The organism is Pseudomonas zeae, from assembly GCF_014268485.2.
GTDB lineage: Bacteria > Pseudomonadota > Gammaproteobacteria > Pseudomonadales > Pseudomonadaceae > Aquipseudomonas > Aquipseudomonas neuropathica.
In genome coordinates, this window is sequence record NZ_CP077090.1 from 2,001,935 (window position 1) to 2,019,018 (window position 17,084).

Sequence of the window (17,084 nt, forward strand, 5' to 3'; positions counted from 1 at the left end):
GTGATGAAGTGATTGAACCTGTGCTGATGGGTTTGCGCACCTGTCAGATCTGACAGGTGCGCAGGGGTATCCGACGAGCGGTTGTTGTTTGTTTTGCTCGATCGATGGGAAGTCTTTGAAGACGCCTTCGTGAGCAGGCTCGCTCTCACAGGTTCGGCGGTGTAAACACAGCCTTGTGATCGACACCGATCCCTGTGGAAGCGGACTTGCTCCGGGCGGCGATCCGACGAAGGCGGCGGCAGCTAAAGCGCCTCATTCAAGGCCTGAGATCCTTGCTACTGCTGCGGCACCTCCAGATTATCCATCACCCGATTCACCGCCAGCTCGCCGAGCATGATCAGTTGCGCGATCCCCAGCAGCGTCCTGCGCTGCGATGCGGGTATGAGGTGGGCGAAGTCCTGGGCGATGGTTCTGGCTGAGGCGAGGGTTTCGCTGGCGTCGGCCAGCAGTTCTTCATTTTTGAAGTCGGCGGTAACGGCGTACATCCGGCGGGTTTTACGGGGCGGAGGGGTGGAGCCGGGTGGGCAGAGGTAGTGGTCGAGGGCGCGTTCGGCGGCGTCGTTGAGTTTTTTTGAGTCGAGGGATTCGTAGGGGGAGGCGAGATCGGTTTCGGGCGGGTTGGGTGTTGGTTTGATCATGGTGAAACTCCGTGGTTGATTTAGCCGCCACGGCTCATCGCTAAACAAGTAAAGGTGGCGGCTGTACGCAGGTTAGCGATCCGGGTCACAGAAACCCCGGGTAGACCCGAAGGTCTCCCACGCACAGCCACCATGACGCCAAGTGCAGATAGACAAAGCCGCAATTGAGACTGGGGATTGAGCGTCTGTAGGGTATCGGATCGCTAAACCCGATCACTGATTCGTCAGCGACCGCACCACAATAGAACCCGACCCCAAGGCGCACAAGCCGGCGGATTCTGGCTTGGCTGTAGGCAGTTGCGCAAGGATGTGTAGCCTTGAAGGCGTGTCTTGAGGTTTCTTTTAAACACTCCAGTTTAAAAGGCGAAAAGTCGGGCGAAGATCTGGGACGTAAATAAATGCGTCCCCTTTTTCTACTGAAAACGCCCTGTTTTTACACAACATCAATGAGTAAGGGCGGTAATCGTGTGATGCCCCCCGGATAACGCAAGTCCTCATACAGTCACGCTTACCTTACTGTGAGACTCTCCAATCAAAAACACATCGCGCACTTGTGAGGGTGCGGGGTTACAACTCCGCCTTCGGACATAGTGGTGCCGTTGGGGCGAATGAGTTGCCACAAAGGCCCGTTTCTTTGAAGCCAGCGTACATAGTAACCACCGGTTGGGCTAGGCAATAGTTCATGCCCGGTTAAGACATAGATGCCGTAGCCGGGGTCGAATCTGACAAATAGTGCGACGTCATTTTCATTAATCAATGTTCCTCCTACTGATACTCGCCAATTGTAGGCCCCGCGTACGGAAAGACCTGTAGTGTTCACTCGAGGCTTGAATACATTGCTTACCCTAACTTCGAAACTACCCGAACGGTTGAGGCTGTCAGTCACAATGATCCGCGTGTTCCCGTTCCACTCGCTTCTTACGCATCCCTTTGAATCAACTGACGCGGTTGCACTGCTTTCGGAACGGAAAGTATAGGGCGGGGCACCACTAGTAGGATGGCGAATGGCGAAGGTCCCGACGGGATCACTTCCAGTGCGAGGCCAGTTAAGCCCCGTGCCATCAATAGACAAGCAACGCCCAGATAAAACGAGAGTAGATGTATCTATAACGAATGGTGGCGCTACTGTCAGAGTCCTGACCGCCGATTCGGCACCCGTGCCATACAACGCCTTGACCTTGAAACTGTGCGCGGCCTCGCTCAGGCCTGTAACCGGCAGTTCCCATATGCCCGTTGCGGGATTGGCAGTCGCTTTACCTTTTGAAGTTGCACCGTCGAATACTTCGATTTGCTGACCCTTGGCAGCGATCCCGGACAGCGTTGCGGCTGTTTCTACGGTGGTGTCGTTATGCGGAATTTCTACACCGCTCGGGTAGCCTTTAACAGAGTCAATGGTAGGGTCGACATCTTCAATCACGCTCACGTGGCGCACATCCGAATATGTCGAGCTGCTGTGATAAAGAGACTTTGCATACAACCGGTGCAGTGCTTCCTGAACCGCAACTTCGATTTCACGCTCCCATGCACCAGTCGTTTTATGTGCAGTCGATATCCCCTTGGACACTGCGCTTGCCCCGCTACCATCAAAGATTTCGACCTTCTGGCCGTAACTTGCCTTGCCTTTGAGTTTCACTGTCGTGCTGACGGTCGTTGCACGGTCAGGTACTTCCACACCTTTGTCATCCAGCACATTGTCCAGCGTCGGCACTACCAGTGCGACCACAACCACATCGCGGGTATTCGACAGTGTGCCGTCCTTGCGTCGGGCGCTCGGTTTGTAGGTGGTTCCGGCAACTAGTCCCGTCAGTTGAAATGTCCATTCCCCCTGTGGATCTACTTGAATTTCAGTATTCGGCATCAGTACGCCGTTATTGGTCAGATCGATTTTTGTGTTGGGCGTGGCCATTCCACTCAGCGTGACGGCTGTTTCTACGGTAGGACTACCGTGAGGAATGTCATCCTCGCTGGGTGAGCCTTTTACCGAATCCAGGGTCGGCACTATGGTTTCGTAGGCCTTGATCTTGTAAGTACGTAGAGCAAACGTCACGGCCTCACTCTCAATCTGAGTGCCACCAAAGCCTGCCTTGAACTCCAATTCCAGGTCACTGCCATCTTCCAGGCTTTGCAAGTCCGCCAGCGGAAATGCGAGGGTGTAAAAACCCTGGTTGATCCATGTCGCATTGGTTTGCCAACCCGGCGGTTGCCAAAAGGTTCTCGAGTACACCCCCCCGCCTTTTAAAGTCCCTTTCACTCTGAACCAGACATATTGTTTCAACGCAATATGCGGGTAACTGTTCACGCGAAGGGTGGCGTTGGTGGTCATTTGGCTGACGTCCAGTTCGCGTCCTTCGCCTGCTTCGGATGCCTGCACGATCAGCGGCTTGGGCAAATGGCTTTGGGCAATCGGCAACACCGCCAACGTACGAGTCCGCGAGTCTTTTGGATCCTGGGTGCCGCGCTTCACGGAGTAGTCAAGCGTGCTTGACTTGTCGAGGTTGAAGGCGATCACCGAGACGGCCAGCGGTATTTCCTGCGGGCCGACAGTGGTGACCGGCCATGGATCCGTGGTGTGCGAGCCGGCGGGCAGTGTTCCGGGGGCGCCTTTCCAATTGGCGGTAATGTCGTCGCCGACCTGCATGCCGTCATAGTTGATCACCGCCGTCAGTGCGCTCTGGGCAGCGAGCGGGTCAAGGGTGCTGTCGTTCGGGGCTTCCTTGATTTTCGGCTCTTTCAGATCCAGCGCCACGCCGACACCGAACTCCAACGGCTCGGCATGACTGGTCCCGCCCGCCGCACGTTCGATTTTGTACGAGGCCTTTACCTTGCCGCCTTCGTTGCCCTTGATCATCGCCGCCGGAATGGTGAACGGCACTTCCTCGCCGGCGGTGAATTCGTTCAGCTTGATCCTGTCGGGGTATTCGCCGGTGATCGAGCCGAGCCAGGACAGGAGCACTTCATCGCCGGGGACCGTTTCCTTGTAGATCACCGTCGCGGTGGTGCCGGCGGTGTCGGGTGGCAGGACGCCGTCCACCACGCCGGCCACTTCCAGTTGCGGCAGTTCCAGGCGTGGTTCGCCGACGCGCAGGATGTCGCTGTGGATCGACTCGCGAATGGCGCGGGTGGCCTCGAACGGGTCCAGCGTGGCGAGCACCGCGCTCGAAATCAGTAGCTGGTAGTAGAACTCCGCTGTGCCGCCGTCGACCGGGGCCATGTGTTTGCCGTCGATGTTGTACAACAGTGGTTTGGCCGCGACGATGTCGTTGTAGGTGATGGGGCGCGTTGGCAGCTCAGGCAGGTACGGCTTGAGGCCGGGCGTGGTGCCGAGCATGACCGGCTTAAGGAGCATGCCTTCGACAAAGGATTTGTCGAAGGGGAACTCGAGACGGATTTGGGGCAGTGTCGGGTCCAGCGCTCCGGAGTCCTCGTCCAGCACCTTCGGCGCGGCCAGCCGCTGGACTTCGCCGATGGCGCGGATAAATTGGCTTTTGGATTTCAGATCGGCGGAGCCGTCGGCTTTTTCCAGGCGGTAAGACAAAGTGATCTGGGACTTGGCCAACTGACGCAGCACGGCGTTGGGAGCCGTGGTTTCCAAAATGCTCGGCACACTTTTCAACTCGACGCCTGCTGACGGTTCCCAATCAATCGGCGGCCCCTCGACGGGAGTGCCCTTGATCCTGATGAATACCTTGTCTCCGACTTTGAACTTGCTCGTATCCGTGGCAATAACTTGCACGGTGCCATCGGCATCGCCCAGTTTGTCGACATCCAGCACGTTGTTCTGCGTTTCCTTGAGCAGCGGCGCGATCAGCCGGGTCGCATCCACGGCCACTACCACACGCTGTTCGGGGCTCCAGTCCTCGGAACGGTTGAAGACCTTGTCGTACACCTCGAACACCACGGCGACGCCGGGAGACTCTGCATCGCCGGCGTCGCGAATGACCGCTTCCGTGATGGTGATGATGATCGGGGCCTTACCTTCGGCCTGTTCCTGGGTCAGCGGCTCACTGAACACGTAGCTCCCGCCCCAACTCAAGCGACAAGTATCGCCGGCCGCAGCGCAGGGATAGGGCTCTGTGCCATCGGCCTCGCCAATGCTGATTTTCACGCCATCGGCCACGTTGTCCTTGTCGATGCCGCCGTCAAGAATGTCCTGGGGAATGATCATGATCAGCTTGGAGTGCCCGCCGTCACCGTTGTCATCATGGCCGCCCGGGCGCGTCAGCTTGACCAGCACCTGCATGACTTCGGACGGTTCATCTTTGCTGGCGCCCAGCGGCCTGACGGAATAGGACGCCGCAAACTCGCCATCGACCATGTGCCGGGAAGCCACGAACATGCGCAGTTGCTTGTTGACCTCGTCCTTGTTGACGGTTTCCACCCAGACGTTCTGCCCGGTGCCCCAAAAGATCGTCAACTTGTCGCCTTCGGCCATGTTGCCCCACGGCCCCGCCTGGCACAGCAAGCCATGAAGCGGAAAGTTGTCCAGCGCCGCGGCGATGTTGATGCCCCAGACATCGGGATCCGTCGACACCGGGTCTTTGCTGCGCCCGGGGATATCGAGTTCCTTGAGTAGCAGGGGTTTGTTGGGGCTGGACATGGCGCTGACTCCGTGGCGGGAAGTGACGGAGTGATTGAACGGTTAAACGGCAGAATGCGCACCTGTCAGATCTGACAGGTGCGTAGGGCTTTCAGATGAACGGTATCAACGGGGACGCTGTTTTTAGTCAGGTATTTACCGACGACTCAGGGCTTGTGCAGCGTTTTTTGTCGCAAAATATAAACCGTCACCAACACCGCACTAGTCAACATGAACCCCCGCGCCCATGGCAGTGGCACCAAGTAGCACGAGAACAGAATGCTCGCCCACATCAGCCCGATCGCGTAGACCTTGCCCTTGAGTGGTATGCCGTTGCCATCGAGGTAATCGCGGATCCATGGGCCGAGTCGGGGATGCTCGACCAGCCATTGATAGAAACGCGGAGAGCTGCGCGCGAAGCAGGCCGCGGCGAGCAGAAGGAAAGGGGTAGTGGGCAGGACGGGCAGGAAAATCCCGATCACCCCCAATGCCACGCTGAGCCAGCCGATGGCCAGCAGGAAGTAGCGCAACATCAGGGGGCGGTTGCCTATGGGGTTGTCCATAGGCTGGATCTTAGTGGTGACGTGGCTTGAGGATCGCCGGTTTTTCGTCGGGCGCCTGGCACAGCAGGTACAGCGCGGTCAGGGCTTCCGGGATCTGCACGATCATGTCGTCCATCAGGTTGGCGTCCTTGGCGATGTCTTCGAATTCCGGCTGTTCGTCGAACAGGCCCGAACCGACCATGATCGGCAGGAGCATTTCGCTGACTTCTTCTTCGGCGGTTTCGAACCAGGCCGCTTCACGCAGGAACACGCCTTCCATGAAACCGATGCACCAGCCGCGCAGTTCGGAATCGTCCGGCTCGTCGCCCAGATCCAGTTCGCATGGCAGCTCGAACTCTTCATCCGAGGCCAGTTGACGGGCGATGTGGGCCTTGAGGCCGATCAGGGTGGCTTCGATCTCTTCGCGCTGGGCGTCGCTGCTGTAGTGCGGCTCTTCAGCGAACAAGGCATCGATCCACTCACGCTCCGGTACGTCTTCAGCGCAGATCGACAGCGCGGTCAGGTAGCCGTGAGCGGCCACGTAATCCAGCGCCTCGTCATGCAGCTCGTCGGCGTCGAGGAAAACTTGCAGGCGGGTCAGTTGCTCAGCGAAGGACATTACGGGGCTACCTTGGGGAATAAACAATGCGGGAATTCTAGGCCTTCTTGCGCGCTCAAGCCAGCCGCATGGCAGATTTGCCGCAATTGCCGGGCCACATGCCAAACCTGTGGGAGCGAGCCTGCTCGCGAAAGCGGCGTATCAGGCACCTTAGTGTCGACTGATCCACCGTATTCGCGAGCAGGCTCGCTCCCACAGGGTTTTGTGTGTGGCAGGTTTATCAGTGTCTTATCAGCGGCACCCTGTGCAGGGGAGGGCTCGGGTATACTGCCGCGTTTTGCGATCCCTGCCCGCATTGCGGTTGTCGTGCAATGCGCTCTTACGTTTTGTTTAAGCAGCTCCGGCTGTTCTGAACCAGCCTGCGCAGGGATGTATCGGTAGATTTTTGGAGTTTTTATGCTCGAACAGGCTCAACGCGTCCTCAAGGACATCTTCGGCTACGACAGTTTCCGTGGCCGTCAGGGTGCAATTATTGAGCGCGTGGCCAGTGGCGGTGATGCGCTGGTGCTGATGCCTACCGGTGGCGGCAAGTCCCTGTGCTTTCAGGTGCCGGCGCTGTTGCGCGATGGCCTGGCGGTGGTGGTGTCGCCGCTGATTGCGCTGATGGACGATCAGGTCGCCACCCTCGAAGAACTCGGTGTGGCCGCCGCCGCGCTGAACTCCACCCTGAGCGCTGAACAGCAGCGTGACCTCGCAGCGCGGATCAAGCGCGGCGAAGTGAAGATGTTGTATCTGGCGCCCGAGCGTCTGGTACAGCCGCGCATGCTGTCGTTCCTGCAAGGCTTGAACATTGCGTTGTTCGCCATCGACGAAGCGCATTGCGTGTCGCAGTGGGGCCACGATTTCCGTCCGGAATACCTGCAACTGGGCCAGTTGGCCGAGATGTTCCCCGATGTACCGCGTATCGCCCTGACCGCCACCGCCGACAAGCGCACCCGCGAAGAAATCGTCACCCGCCTGCATCTGCAGAATGCCGAGCGCTTCCTGTCGAGCTTCGACCGCCCGAACATCTTTTACCGCATCGTGCCCAAAGAGCAGCCGCGCAAGCAGTTGCTGGCGTTCCTCGCCGAGCGGCGCAGTGACGCCGGCATCGTCTATTGCCTGTCGCGCAAGAAAGTCGAGGAAGTCGCGGCATTCCTCAGCGAGCAGGGCTTCCCGGCGTTGCCATATCACGCTGGTCTGCCCAATGATCTGCGCGCCTTCAATCAGAAGCGCTTCCTCAACGAGGAAGGCTTGATCATGGTCGCCACCGTGGCGTTCGGCATGGGCATCGACAAGCCCAACGTGCGTTTCGTCGCCCACCTCGATCTGCCGAAATCCCTTGAGGCGTATTACCAGGAAACCGGGCGCGGCGGCCGTGACGGGCTGCCGGCGGATGCCTGGATGGCCTACGGTCTGCAAGACGTGGTGATGCTCAAGCAGATGCTGCAGAACTCCGAAGGCGACGAGCGGCACAAGCGTCTGGAACAGCACAAGCTCGACGCCATGCTGTCGCTTTGTGAAGAGACCCGCTGCCGTCGACAGACCCTGCTGGCGTACTTCGATGAAGATATGCCTGAGCCGTGTGGCCATTGCGACAACTGTGTCGACGGCGTGCAGACCTGGGACGCTACCGAGCCTGCACGTCAGGCCTTGTCGGCGATTTTCCGTACCGGCCAGCGTTATGGCGTCGGTCATCTTGTCGACGTGCTGCTGGGCAAGGACAACGAAAAAGTCCGCAGTTTCGGCCATCAGCATCTGTCGGTGTACGGCGTCGGCAAGGCACTGAGTGAAAGCGAGTGGCGCTCGCTGTTCCGCCAGTTGGTGGCGCGCGGTCTGGCGGATGTCGATCACGAAGGTTATGGCGGCCTGCGTCTGAATGACAGTTGCCGGCCATTGCTCAAGGGCGAGGTCACGCTGGAGCTGCGCCGCGATCTCAAACCGCAGGTTACGGCCAAAACCGCCAGCAAGAGCCCAGCCAGCCAACTGGTGCGCGGCGAAGAGCGCGAACAGTGGGAAGCCTTGCGCGCCCTGCGGCGCAAGTTGGCCGAAGAGCATGGCGTGCCGCCGTACGTCATCTTCCCCGATTCCACGTTGTTGGAAATGCTCCGCAGCCAACCGACCTCGCTGGCGGAAATGGCCCGGGTCAGCGGTGTCGGCGCACGCAAGCTGGAGCGCTACGGCGATGCCTTCCTCGAAGTGCTCGGCGGCGAGGCCGAGGCGCCGAAAGCGGTGGCCGACGTGCGCCACGAACTGATCACCCTGGCCCGCGCCGGCATGACGCCGCTGCAGATCGCCGGGCAGTTGCAGTGCTCGGAAAAGAACGTTTACACCATGCTCGCTGAGGCGATCGGCAAGCAGCAGTTGTCGCTGGAACAGGCGCTGGATTTGCCTGAGGAGTTGATGGGTGAGGTGCAGGACGCGTTTCTCGATGGCGAAGGCGAGTTACCGTCGGTCGCCGAAGTGGCGGAGCTGTTTGCCGGGCGTGTGCCGGAGGGCGTGCTGTATTGCGTGCGGGCTGCGTTGCAGTCGGAATTTGAGATGTAATTTGGCCGTCGCCCCTCACCCCAGCCCTCTCCCGGAGGGAGAGGGGGCCGACTGAGGTGTCTTGCGCCATACATCGACCTGAATGACCGGGTCGATTATGGATTCAGCGTTGAGCTGTCAGGTCGGCGTAATTCCCAAATATCCCCCGATCAGTCCCCTCTCCCTCTGGGAGAGGGCTAGGGTGAGGGGCTCTCAAGATGTAACGATTCAGTACAGACCGCCACTTGCCTATAACTGCAGCTCATGCTTAGCTGGCTAATAATTAGATTTTCTTTATTTTCAGTCTAACCGTGAGTGTTTTATGCCGTTAACCGATCAACACCGCTTTGGCATGCAACTGGCCCAGATGTCCCGTGGCTGGCGTGCCGAACTGGACCGCCGACTGGCCGGACTGGGACTGTCCCAGGCGCGCTGGCTGGTGCTGCTGCACCTGGCGCGTTTTGAAGAAGCGCCGACCCAACGTGAGCTGGCGCAGAGCGTTGGTGTCGAAGGTCCGACCCTCGCTCGCTTGCTCGACAGTCTGGAAAGCCAGGGCCTGGTGCAACGCCAGTCCGTGATGGAAGACCGCCGGGCGAAAAAAATCGTCCTCTGTGCACCGGCCCTGCCACTGATCGAACAGATCGAAACCATTGCCACACAACTGCGTCATGAATTGTTCGAAGGCGTCGACGAGGCGGATTTGAAGGTGTGCATGCGGGTTCACGGGCACATTCTGGGCAACCTGGAAAAATCTTGAGGCACATCCACGTGCCGTATCTTTGAGAGATCGCGCTGAGCCGACTATAAGAACTACTGGGCAATATCGTGTTCGTACCGGATGTGCGAACGCATAGAAGTCGGTTTTGCTTATTTAAGGGATGCTCATGCTCGCAAGTCGGCACGTGGTACTGCGCGGTGGCGCCAAATGGCTGCTGGCCGCTGGCGTATTCAGCTATTCGGCCTGGTCGATGGCTGTGGGGCTGGGTGATATCACCGTTCATTCAGGTCTCAATCAGCCGCTCAAGGCCGATATCGCGTTGGTCGATGTTGGCGGGCTGACGCAAAACGATCTGACGGTGCGCCTGGCCACGGCGGATGAATTCGCCGAGGCCAGGGTCGAGCGGGTGTTCTTCCTCAACGACCTCAAGTTCATCCCGATCCTGCATGGCAATCGCCAGATGATCCGGGTCACGTCAAGCAAACCAGTCAACGAACCTTTTCTGAATTTCCTTGTGCAGCTCAATCAGCCCAATGGCCGTTTGCTGCGTGAGTACACGGTGTTGATCGACCCTCCGGGTTCGCCGGGTATCGTGCCGGCCACCGATGAACCGGATCCGCGTGCACAATCTTCCGCTTTTCCCAGCGTCGAGCCTGTTGTCGCAGCGCCGCAGGCACCTCAGGCCAAACGCGATGCCGTGCCCGCGCCAACGCCTGCAAATCCGCCGGCCAACGATGCACTGGCCGAGCAACTGACTGCCAGTGCGTTGCTGAATCAGCAATTGCAAAAGAGCGTCGATGAGCTGAACGCCAAACTGCAGACGCAGGATGTGCAGATTGCCGCTGGCAAGAAGCAGATTACTGAGCTGCAAACGCAATTGACCGAACTCAGGAAAGCCCCGCCACCGACCGAAGTCGCTCCGGCACCTGTCCCGGTTGTGGTACCTGTCGAGTCCACAGATGACGGTTTGAACTGGCCATTGTTCGGGGGCCTGTTGCTGTTGCTGGGGGCCTTGGCCGGTCTGTTTGTGCACCGTCGACGGCAACAGTCGCAACAGGCTGATCGACCGCTGCCACAGTTGCCGCAGGGCGATGAACCTAACGTTGCTGAAGTCGAAAGCGCAGAGTCTGTCAGGGCTCACACCTCAACCCAACACCGTGAAGAACCGGCAGCGGGCGATGTGCTGGAGGCGGTAGGAATCTATCTGGCCTACGGCCGCTTGGGCGAAGCTGCTGGGTTATTGCGCGACGCTTTGCACAAGGAGCCGGAGCGCACCGATATCGGTTTGCAGTTGCTCGAAGTCCTGGGACGCCAGGGTGACAGCGCCGCGTATGAACAGCAGGAAAGTCAGTTGTGTGAACAAGGCGTAGATGCCCAGACGTTACAGGACGTTCGTGTTCGACATCCGAAACTGGCGGGTGCCGCACCGTTGGCCGCGGCGGCGCCCGTCATTGCGCTGGCGCCTGCTGTCACGGCCCAACCGGCACCTGAAGATGATTTCGAGTTGAATCTGGGCGAGCTGTCGATGGATTCCAGTTGGGATCTGGAAGACAGCCGCACGGCCACTACTGAGCCAGCGGCAGACACCTCGGCGCTGGGCTCCAGCCTGAAAATACTGCCGCAGGATTTTGAACTGCCGGAAGCGGCCGGCGAGGACGCCGAACTTGAGTGGATCCCTGAGCCGGACGCCGAGCCGCTGGATGAAGATTTTCTCAATGAGTTTGCCGATGCCGAGCCGTCTCTGGTGTTGCAACCGTTGGACTTGCACGCAGCTGAGCCGCTACACGATGAAAACTCTGGAAAACTCGAACAGGCGCAGACCTGCATTGATGACGGTGACATCGACAGTGCGATTGCGCTGCTTAACGAGTTACTCAAGGAAGGTGATGAGCCGTTGAAGCAAACGGCGCGAACGTTGTTGGCGGGGATTCGCTAATACCCGATTGATTTGCGGTGGCGCTGATATCGTTTTCGCGAGCAGGCTCGCTCCCACAATTGGAATGCGTTCCCCTGTGGGAGCGAGCCTGCTCGCGAAGACGGATTGTCAGGCGACCTGATCAGAAGGTCTGGCCAAGGTTCAGATAAACCGCCTGCTCATTCGCATCATTCAACCCGTAACTGAAATTCAACGGCCCCAGCGGCGTGTCAAAACCAATGAACACGCTGGCGGCGTTGATGTAGCCACTGTCGAACTCATTGTCGTTGTTCCACGCCCGCCCGCGCTCCAGCGAGGCGCCGGCATACAGCGGGAAGTCCAGCGGCAGATACGAGCGCGGTGTCAGCCGGCGGTAGTACACCGCGCGCATCAGGCTGACGTTCTGCCCGGAAATCGCGTCTTCACGGAACCCCGACAATTGCCGCGCGCCGCCGAGCAGGAAGCTCGACGTCACCACATTGGCATCGTCCAGCGTACGCCCGTAGCGCCCGCCGAGAATCAGCGTGTCCGGGCCACGGCTCATGGCTTTGTCGAGTTTGAATTCCCACTGTCGATAACGCGTATCCGAACCCAGCCCCGGTTCGAACTGCATCAGCGTCAGGCTGACGTCCTTGCCTTCGTGAGGGAAGTAGACGTTATCCAGTGAGTCGTACGAATATTTCAGCGCATAGAAGCCTTCGTTGAAGTTTTCACTCGGCAGATCCTGATCACCAATGCGCACATCGGCCTTGCCCCAGGCCTCGCCGACACCGAACCGCACTTCGCCGTTGTTGCCGATCTGGCGACCGAAGTTAAGGCCGAAACCGTAGCGCTCGACGCGGTACTGTGCGATCGGATCGTTATCGAGCACCGCCTCGACGTTCTGTGCTTCAAACGAGGCGTACGGCGCGACGAAATAGCGCGAACCGACGTCCAGTGGTTGATAGAACTCGGTATACAGCTCTTGTTTGTCACCAATCTGCGCGCGGGTCAGCCATTCCGCGCCGAGGCGGTTGATGCCGTTGATGCGGTAACTGGCACCGAGGTTGAAGGCGCTATCGCCGCGCATGTCGTCGGACAGATTGAGGCCGACCCGCAGGTAATCGGTGCCGCTGCGCTTGCCCCGGGCACTGATCACCAGGGTGTGGTCCTGGCCCTTGTGCACCACGCGGTACTGCACTTGTTCGAAGTAGTCGAGGCCATACAAGGTGCCCATGTCCGAGTGCAATCGCCCCAGATCCAGCGGCTCGCCGATGTGCTGGCGGATGTAGTAGCGGATCACGTCGTCATCGACTTTCGAGTCGTTCTCGACACGGATCGCGGTAATGATCGGCGTGCGCTGCCCCGGGGAACGGGCGGCAGCGAGTTCGGCGTCTTGGGATTCCTCGGGTTTGAGCACGGCGAGGCGCGCATCGAGGATGCGGGTCGCGCGGTAACCGGCGTCGATCATGTCCTGGGCTTTACCGAAATCGGTGACACCGTATGCGGCCAGCGCAGGCTGGATCAGCACATCGGAGGATTTCAGCGCGGCCAGTTGTTCTTCGGAATTACTGCGGGTCATCAGGGTGATCGATTGATTCAGCACGTCGACCACGGTGGTCAGTTGCTTGCGGTTGCGCAGCGGTGTGCCGATGTCGACGACGATGGCTACGTCAACGCCCATTTCCCGCACGACATCGAGAGGAATGTTATCGGTCATGCCGCCGTCCACCAGCAGCCGGCCATCGAGTTCGACCGGGGCGAACACCGCCGGGATCGACATGCTGGCGCGGATCACCTGGGGCAGGTGGCCTTTGCGGAACACCACTTTTTCGCCATTGGCAATGTCGGTGGCCACGGCGCGGAACGGGATCGGCAGTTTGTCGAAATCCCGGGTATCGCTGGTGTGGGCCAGCAGGCTTTCCAGCAGCAACGCCAGGTTCTGGCCCTGAATCACACCCAGAGGCAGGCCGAGACTGCCGTCGTCGCGAAAGCTGAGTTTCTGTTTCACCAGAAAGTCGCGGTCATCCTGTTTGCGTCGAAACGGTACGTCCTCGCGCGGCGGGGCGTCGGACAATGCGGCTTGCCAGTCGATGTTCAGCGCGAGTTTTTCCAGCTCATCGATCTTGTAGCCCGAGGCGTACAGGCCGCCGACCACCGCGCCCATGCTGGTCCCGGCAATCGCATCGATTTTGATGCCTTGCTCTTCCAGGGCTTTGAGCACACCGATGTGCGCCAGACCACGCGCGGCGCCGCCGGACAGCACCAGGCCGACTTTCGGTCGCGGCGCGTCACTGGCGTGAACAAACAGTGGAAGCAAACCAAGCAGCAGGCAGAACAGCAAACGGCGCATTGTGAGTCTCGGGGCAAGCGATAAAGCCGGCTATTATAGCGGCGCCCTCTGTCTCAGGAGTTTCAGCGAACATGACTGTCGCAAAAGCAGAAGTTGTCATCACCTATTGCACCCAATGCCAGTGGCTGCTTCGCGCCGCGTGGCTGGCGCAGGAACTGCTCAGCACCTTTGGCGATGACCTCGGCAAAGTGTCTCTGGTGCCCGGCACCGGCGGGGTATTTCACATCACCTGCGACGGCGTGCAGATCTGGGAACGCAAGGCTGATGGCGGTTTTCCCGAGGCCAAGGTCTTGAAGCAGCGGGTTCGTGATCAGATCGATCCTGACCGCAACCTCGGTCACAACGACCGCACTCAGTGAGACGCGGCCTCGGCGGCGACGGCTTTCTTGTCGGCATGGCCGGACATCCGCGCTGACACGACGATGGCAACAATGATCAACGCACCGCCGATCAACATCTTCGACGTCGGGTTTTCATTGAACAACAGCCAGGCGACGGTGATGCCGTAGACCGGCTCCAGCGCAAACACCACCGCCGCCGTGCGCGCCTTGATCACCGCCAGGCTGGCGACGAACAGGCTGTGCGCGACGCCGGTACAGAACACCCCGAGCAGGGCGATCCACAGCCAGTCCAGTGCACGCACCTCGCTGAGTTGCGGCGCCGCCACTGGCAGCAGACACAGCGCCACCAGCACGTTTTGGCACAACGCCGCCTGTACTGCCGGGATGCGCCCGGAGCTGGCGCGGTTGGTCAGCGACAGTAGCGAGAACAGCAGCCCCGAAAGCACTGACCAGAGCAAGCCGATGGTCGCACCGCTGCCGAGATCGAAGGCCGGGGTCACCAGAATCAGGCCGATGCTGACCAACACCACCAGCAGTATTTCATTGGCGCGGATGCGTTCACGGAAGATCAGCCCTTCGAGAATCACCGTGAAGGCCGGGAAACTGGCAAAACCCAACGTCGCGATGGCGACACCGGCGATCTTCACAGACAGAAAGAAACTCACCCAGTGCCCGGCCAGCAACACGCCGCTGAGGGCGAGGCGGCGCCAGTCCACGGCCTGAAGTTTCTGCCAGCCTTGCTGGCTGGCGAAACGGGCGAAAAATGCCAGGGCGAGTACGGCGAAAGCCGCGCGTCCAAAGACGATCACAGCGGGGGACGCGGCAGCGAGTTTGCCGAACACACCCGTCAGGCCAAACATCAAAGCACCGATATGCAGAGCGCCGAGGGCGGTACGCGGAGTCATTGCAATCCTTCTATCTCAAACACAATCTCAACTATTGATTGTTCCCACGCAGCAGCGTGGGAATGATCATTTACTGTAGGAGCTGCCGAAGGCTGCGATCTTTTGATCTTGCTTTTAAAAAACAACATCAAAAGATCGCAGCCTTCGGCAGCTCCTGTATTGAAGCGCGTCGAGGTAAATAAGTCTGTCGGCAGACTATCGTCTTTTGTCGCAGGAATCGCGCCGAAGCTGGCCGGGCGATGCGCTGAACTCACGTAGGATCGCGGCCGAGAAAGCGCTCTGCGAGCTGTAGCCGACGCGACTGGCAACTTCGCCGATCGGCAGTGCTGTGTCGCGGAGCATTTGCACGGCCAGATGCAGGCGTCGGCTGCGGATGTAATCCATCGGCGTCTGCCCGCATTCGGCCATGAACCGCGCATGCAGACGCGCGCTGGACAATCCTGCCACCCGTGCCAGATCGGCGACTTGCAGCGGATACGCGGCGTATTGCTCGATGTGCGCATCCAGTGCGGCATAGGGCAGGCGGCGAATGGCGTGTTCCGCAGGTTGCGCGTGATTCAGACTGGCCAGCAGCAACACCGCGCCTTGCTGGGCAATCAATGGATCGCTGACCGGACTGTTTGCCAGCCAGCTGACCAACTGACTTTGCCCCGAATCCAGCGACAGGCGCGCCGGTTGATCGAGCAGACGATGGCTGGCGTCGGCATGTTCGCCCAGTGAATCCGTCAGCCATTGGCCGTTCGGGATATCCAGTACCAGACAGCGGCTACCATTGGGACTGCCGCAGGCATGATGAGCGCCGGAAGGGATAACTACAAAACTCTGCTGACGCACCTGACTGCCACTGCCCTCGACCTCGAAATCCAGCGCACCGGACAGCCCGAACACCAATTGCGCGTGGTCGTGGCTGTGGGCGATCAAATCGTGGGTGTACTGGCGCAGGGTGAGGATCGGTCGCATGGCAGGTCGTCTCCGAAGTGGTCGTCAGTCTACACCGGCGCACACCGGATGCGTTGTCACAGGACTGACTCACGCTTGTCATGATCGATTAACCGGGCGCGCGCACAGTGGCGAAAACATCGCAGAGGGTTGCCCATGACCAGCGCCGAGCTCGCCCGACCCAGTCGTAAACAACGGGTGCGAACCCTGTGGATCTCCGACGTGCACCTAGGCACGCGGGATTGCCAGGCCGAGCACTTGTCGCAATTTCTCAAGGGCTACCATGCCGACAAGATTTACCTGGTTGGCGACATCATTGACGGTTGGAAGCTACGCGGCGGCATGTACTGGCCGCAGGCGCATACCAACGTGATCCGCCGCTTGCTGACCATGAGCAAGCGCGGCACCGAGGTGATTTACGTCACCGGCAACCACGACGAATTCCTGCGTCGTTATTCGAAGCTGATTCTGGGCAATATCCAGTTGGTCGACGAAGCGGTGCATGTCACGGCGGATGGCCGGCATCTGCTGGTGATTCATGGCGATCAGTTCGATGTAATTACCCGTTATCACCGCTGGCTGGCCTTCCTTGGCGACTCCGCCTACGAATTCACTTTGACCCTCAATCGCTGGCTCAACCACTGGCGTGCGCGCTATGGCTACGGCTATTGGTCGCTGTCGGCGTACCTGAAACACAAGGTGAAGACGGCGGTGAGTTTCATCAGCGACTTTGAAGAAGCCATCGCCCATGAATGCGTGAAGCGCGAGTTGCATGGCGTGGTGTGCGGGCACATTCACCATGCCGAGATCCGCAAGGTCGGCGAGGTGGATTACCTCAATTGCGGCGATTGGGTGGAGTCGTGCACGGCGCTTATCGAACACTGGGATGGCACGATCGAGTTGTATCGGCTGGCGGATGCGCAGGCGCGGGAGGCGGAGCTGAAAGCGGCCAAAGTCGCCGAACTCGCCTAATGCTCTGGTGATTGAGAGGGCCTCATCGCGAGCAGGCTCACTCCTACAGGGGTACGCATTTCAACTGTAGGAGTGAGCCTGC

12 protein-coding genes are annotated in these 17,084 nt (G+C 59.5%); 5 read left to right on the plus strand and 7 right to left on the minus strand.

Translation table 11 applies throughout. The features are described from left to right. Positions 1 to 275: 275 nt before the first annotated feature. The 4 genes from HU754_RS08840 to HU754_RS08860 all read right to left on the minus strand — a co-directional run bounded on the left by HU754_RS08840 (position 276) and on the right by HU754_RS08860 (position 6,375). On the minus strand, positions 276 to 638 hold the full coding sequence (locus tag HU754_RS08840) for a DUF6124 family protein (RefSeq protein WP_186622793.1): 363 nt from the start codon (positions 636 to 638) through the stop codon (positions 276 to 278). A 532-nt stretch (positions 639 to 1,170) separates the two neighbouring features. After that, positions 1,171 to 5,235, minus strand: a complete 4,065-nt coding sequence (locus tag HU754_RS08850) for a hypothetical protein (RefSeq protein ID WP_217827613.1) — start codon at positions 5,233 to 5,235, stop codon at positions 1,171 to 1,173. Between the two features lie 146 nt (positions 5,236 to 5,381). Beyond that, on the minus strand, positions 5,382 to 5,777 hold the full coding sequence (locus HU754_RS08855) for a YbaN family protein (RefSeq protein ID WP_186624437.1): 396 nt from the start codon (positions 5,775 to 5,777) through the stop codon (positions 5,382 to 5,384). Positions 5,778 to 5,787: 10 nt separating this feature from the next. Then, complete coding sequence (locus tag HU754_RS08860) at positions 5,788 to 6,375, minus strand: UPF0149 family protein (RefSeq protein WP_016984205.1); 588 nt, start codon at positions 6,373 to 6,375, stop codon at positions 5,788 to 5,790. Positions 6,376 to 6,771: 396 nt separating this feature from the next. On the opposite strand from HU754_RS08860, the gene recQ reads away from it, so the two are divergent. From recQ to HU754_RS08875, 3 genes are all read left to right on the plus strand, one after another. Continuing rightward, on the plus strand, positions 6,772 to 8,901 hold the full coding sequence (gene recQ / locus HU754_RS08865; RefSeq protein WP_186624436.1) for a DNA helicase RecQ: 2,130 nt from the start codon (positions 6,772 to 6,774) through the stop codon (positions 8,899 to 8,901). Positions 8,902 to 9,202: 301 nt separating this feature from the next. After that, positions 9,203 to 9,637, plus strand: a complete 435-nt coding sequence (locus HU754_RS08870; protein WP_016984207.1) for a MarR family transcriptional regulator — start codon at positions 9,203 to 9,205, stop codon at positions 9,635 to 9,637. 127 nt (positions 9,638 to 9,764) lie between these two features. Continuing rightward, entirely contained in the window at positions 9,765 to 11,534 is a 1,770-nt protein-coding gene (locus HU754_RS08875) for a motility hub landmark protein FimV (RefSeq protein WP_186624435.1), read from the plus strand. Between the two features lie 121 nt (positions 11,535 to 11,655). Here HU754_RS08875 and HU754_RS08880 read toward each other — a convergent pair whose 3' ends face one another. Beyond that, the gene (locus HU754_RS08880; RefSeq protein WP_186624434.1) at positions 11,656 to 13,845 is read right to left on the minus strand and encodes a patatin-like phospholipase family protein; all 2,190 of its coding nucleotides are present in this window, start codon (positions 13,843 to 13,845) and stop codon (positions 11,656 to 11,658) included. Positions 13,846 to 13,916: 71 nt separating this feature from the next. Between HU754_RS08880 and HU754_RS08885 the strand changes: the two genes are divergently transcribed. After that, on the plus strand, positions 13,917 to 14,204 hold the full coding sequence (locus HU754_RS08885) for an Rdx family protein (RefSeq protein WP_186624433.1): 288 nt from the start codon (positions 13,917 to 13,919) through the stop codon (positions 14,202 to 14,204). Here HU754_RS08885 and HU754_RS08890 read toward each other — a convergent pair. Continuing rightward, positions 14,198 to 15,091, minus strand: a complete 894-nt coding sequence (locus HU754_RS08890) for a DMT family transporter (RefSeq protein WP_186624432.1) — start codon at positions 15,089 to 15,091, stop codon at positions 14,198 to 14,200. The genes HU754_RS08885 and HU754_RS08890 overlap by 7 nt on opposite strands. Positions 15,092 to 15,286: 195 nt before the next feature. Beyond that, positions 15,287 to 16,051, minus strand: a complete 765-nt coding sequence (locus HU754_RS08895; protein WP_093442629.1) for an AraC family transcriptional regulator — start codon at positions 16,049 to 16,051, stop codon at positions 15,287 to 15,289. Positions 16,052 to 16,186: 135 nt separating this feature from the next. Between HU754_RS08895 and HU754_RS08900 the strand changes: the two genes are divergently transcribed. Next, positions 16,187 to 17,002 carry a UDP-2,3-diacylglucosamine diphosphatase gene (locus HU754_RS08900; RefSeq protein WP_007919701.1) on the plus strand — a complete coding sequence of 272 codons (816 nt, stop codon included), beginning with the start codon at positions 16,187 to 16,189 and terminating at the stop codon, positions 17,000 to 17,002. Positions 17,003 to 17,084 lie beyond the last annotated feature (82 nt).

What these genes read in the sequence shown, in the direction of transcription:
- HU754_RS08885 (WP_186624433.1), top strand. Translation starts at nt 13,917, where the DNA reads ATGACTGTCGCAAAAGCAGAAGTTGTCATCACCTATTGCACCCAATGC.
- recQ (WP_186624436.1), top strand. Translation starts at nt 6,772, where the DNA reads ATGCTCGAACAGGCTCAACGCGTCCTCAAGGACATCTTCGGCTACGAC.
- HU754_RS08890 (WP_186624432.1), bottom strand. Translation starts at nt 15,091, where the DNA reads ATGACTCCGCGTACCGCCCTCGGCGCTCTGCATATCGGTGCTTTGATG.
- HU754_RS08875 (WP_186624435.1), top strand. Translation starts at nt 9,765, where the DNA reads ATGCTCGCAAGTCGGCACGTGGTACTGCGCGGTGGCGCCAAATGGCTG.
- HU754_RS08840 (WP_186622793.1), bottom strand. Translation starts at nt 638, where the DNA reads ATGATCAAACCAACACCCAACCCGCCCGAAACCGATCTCGCCTCCCCC.
- HU754_RS08880 (WP_186624434.1), bottom strand. Translation starts at nt 13,845, where the DNA reads ATGCGCCGTTTGCTGTTCTGCCTGCTGCTTGGTTTGCTTCCACTGTTT.
- HU754_RS08900 (WP_007919701.1), top strand. Translation starts at nt 16,187, where the DNA reads ATGACCAGCGCCGAGCTCGCCCGACCCAGTCGTAAACAACGGGTGCGA.
- HU754_RS08860 (WP_016984205.1), bottom strand. Translation starts at nt 6,375, where the DNA reads ATGTCCTTCGCTGAGCAACTGACCCGCCTGCAAGTTTTCCTCGACGCC.
- HU754_RS08895 (WP_093442629.1), bottom strand. Translation starts at nt 16,051, where the DNA reads ATGCGACCGATCCTCACCCTGCGCCAGTACACCCACGATTTGATCGCC.
- HU754_RS08855 (WP_186624437.1), bottom strand. Translation starts at nt 5,777, where the DNA reads ATGGACAACCCCATAGGCAACCGCCCCCTGATGTTGCGCTACTTCCTG.
- HU754_RS08850 (WP_217827613.1), bottom strand. Translation starts at nt 5,235, where the DNA reads ATGTCCAGCCCCAACAAACCCCTGCTACTCAAGGAACTCGATATCCCC.
- HU754_RS08870 (WP_016984207.1), top strand. Translation starts at nt 9,203, where the DNA reads ATGCCGTTAACCGATCAACACCGCTTTGGCATGCAACTGGCCCAGATG.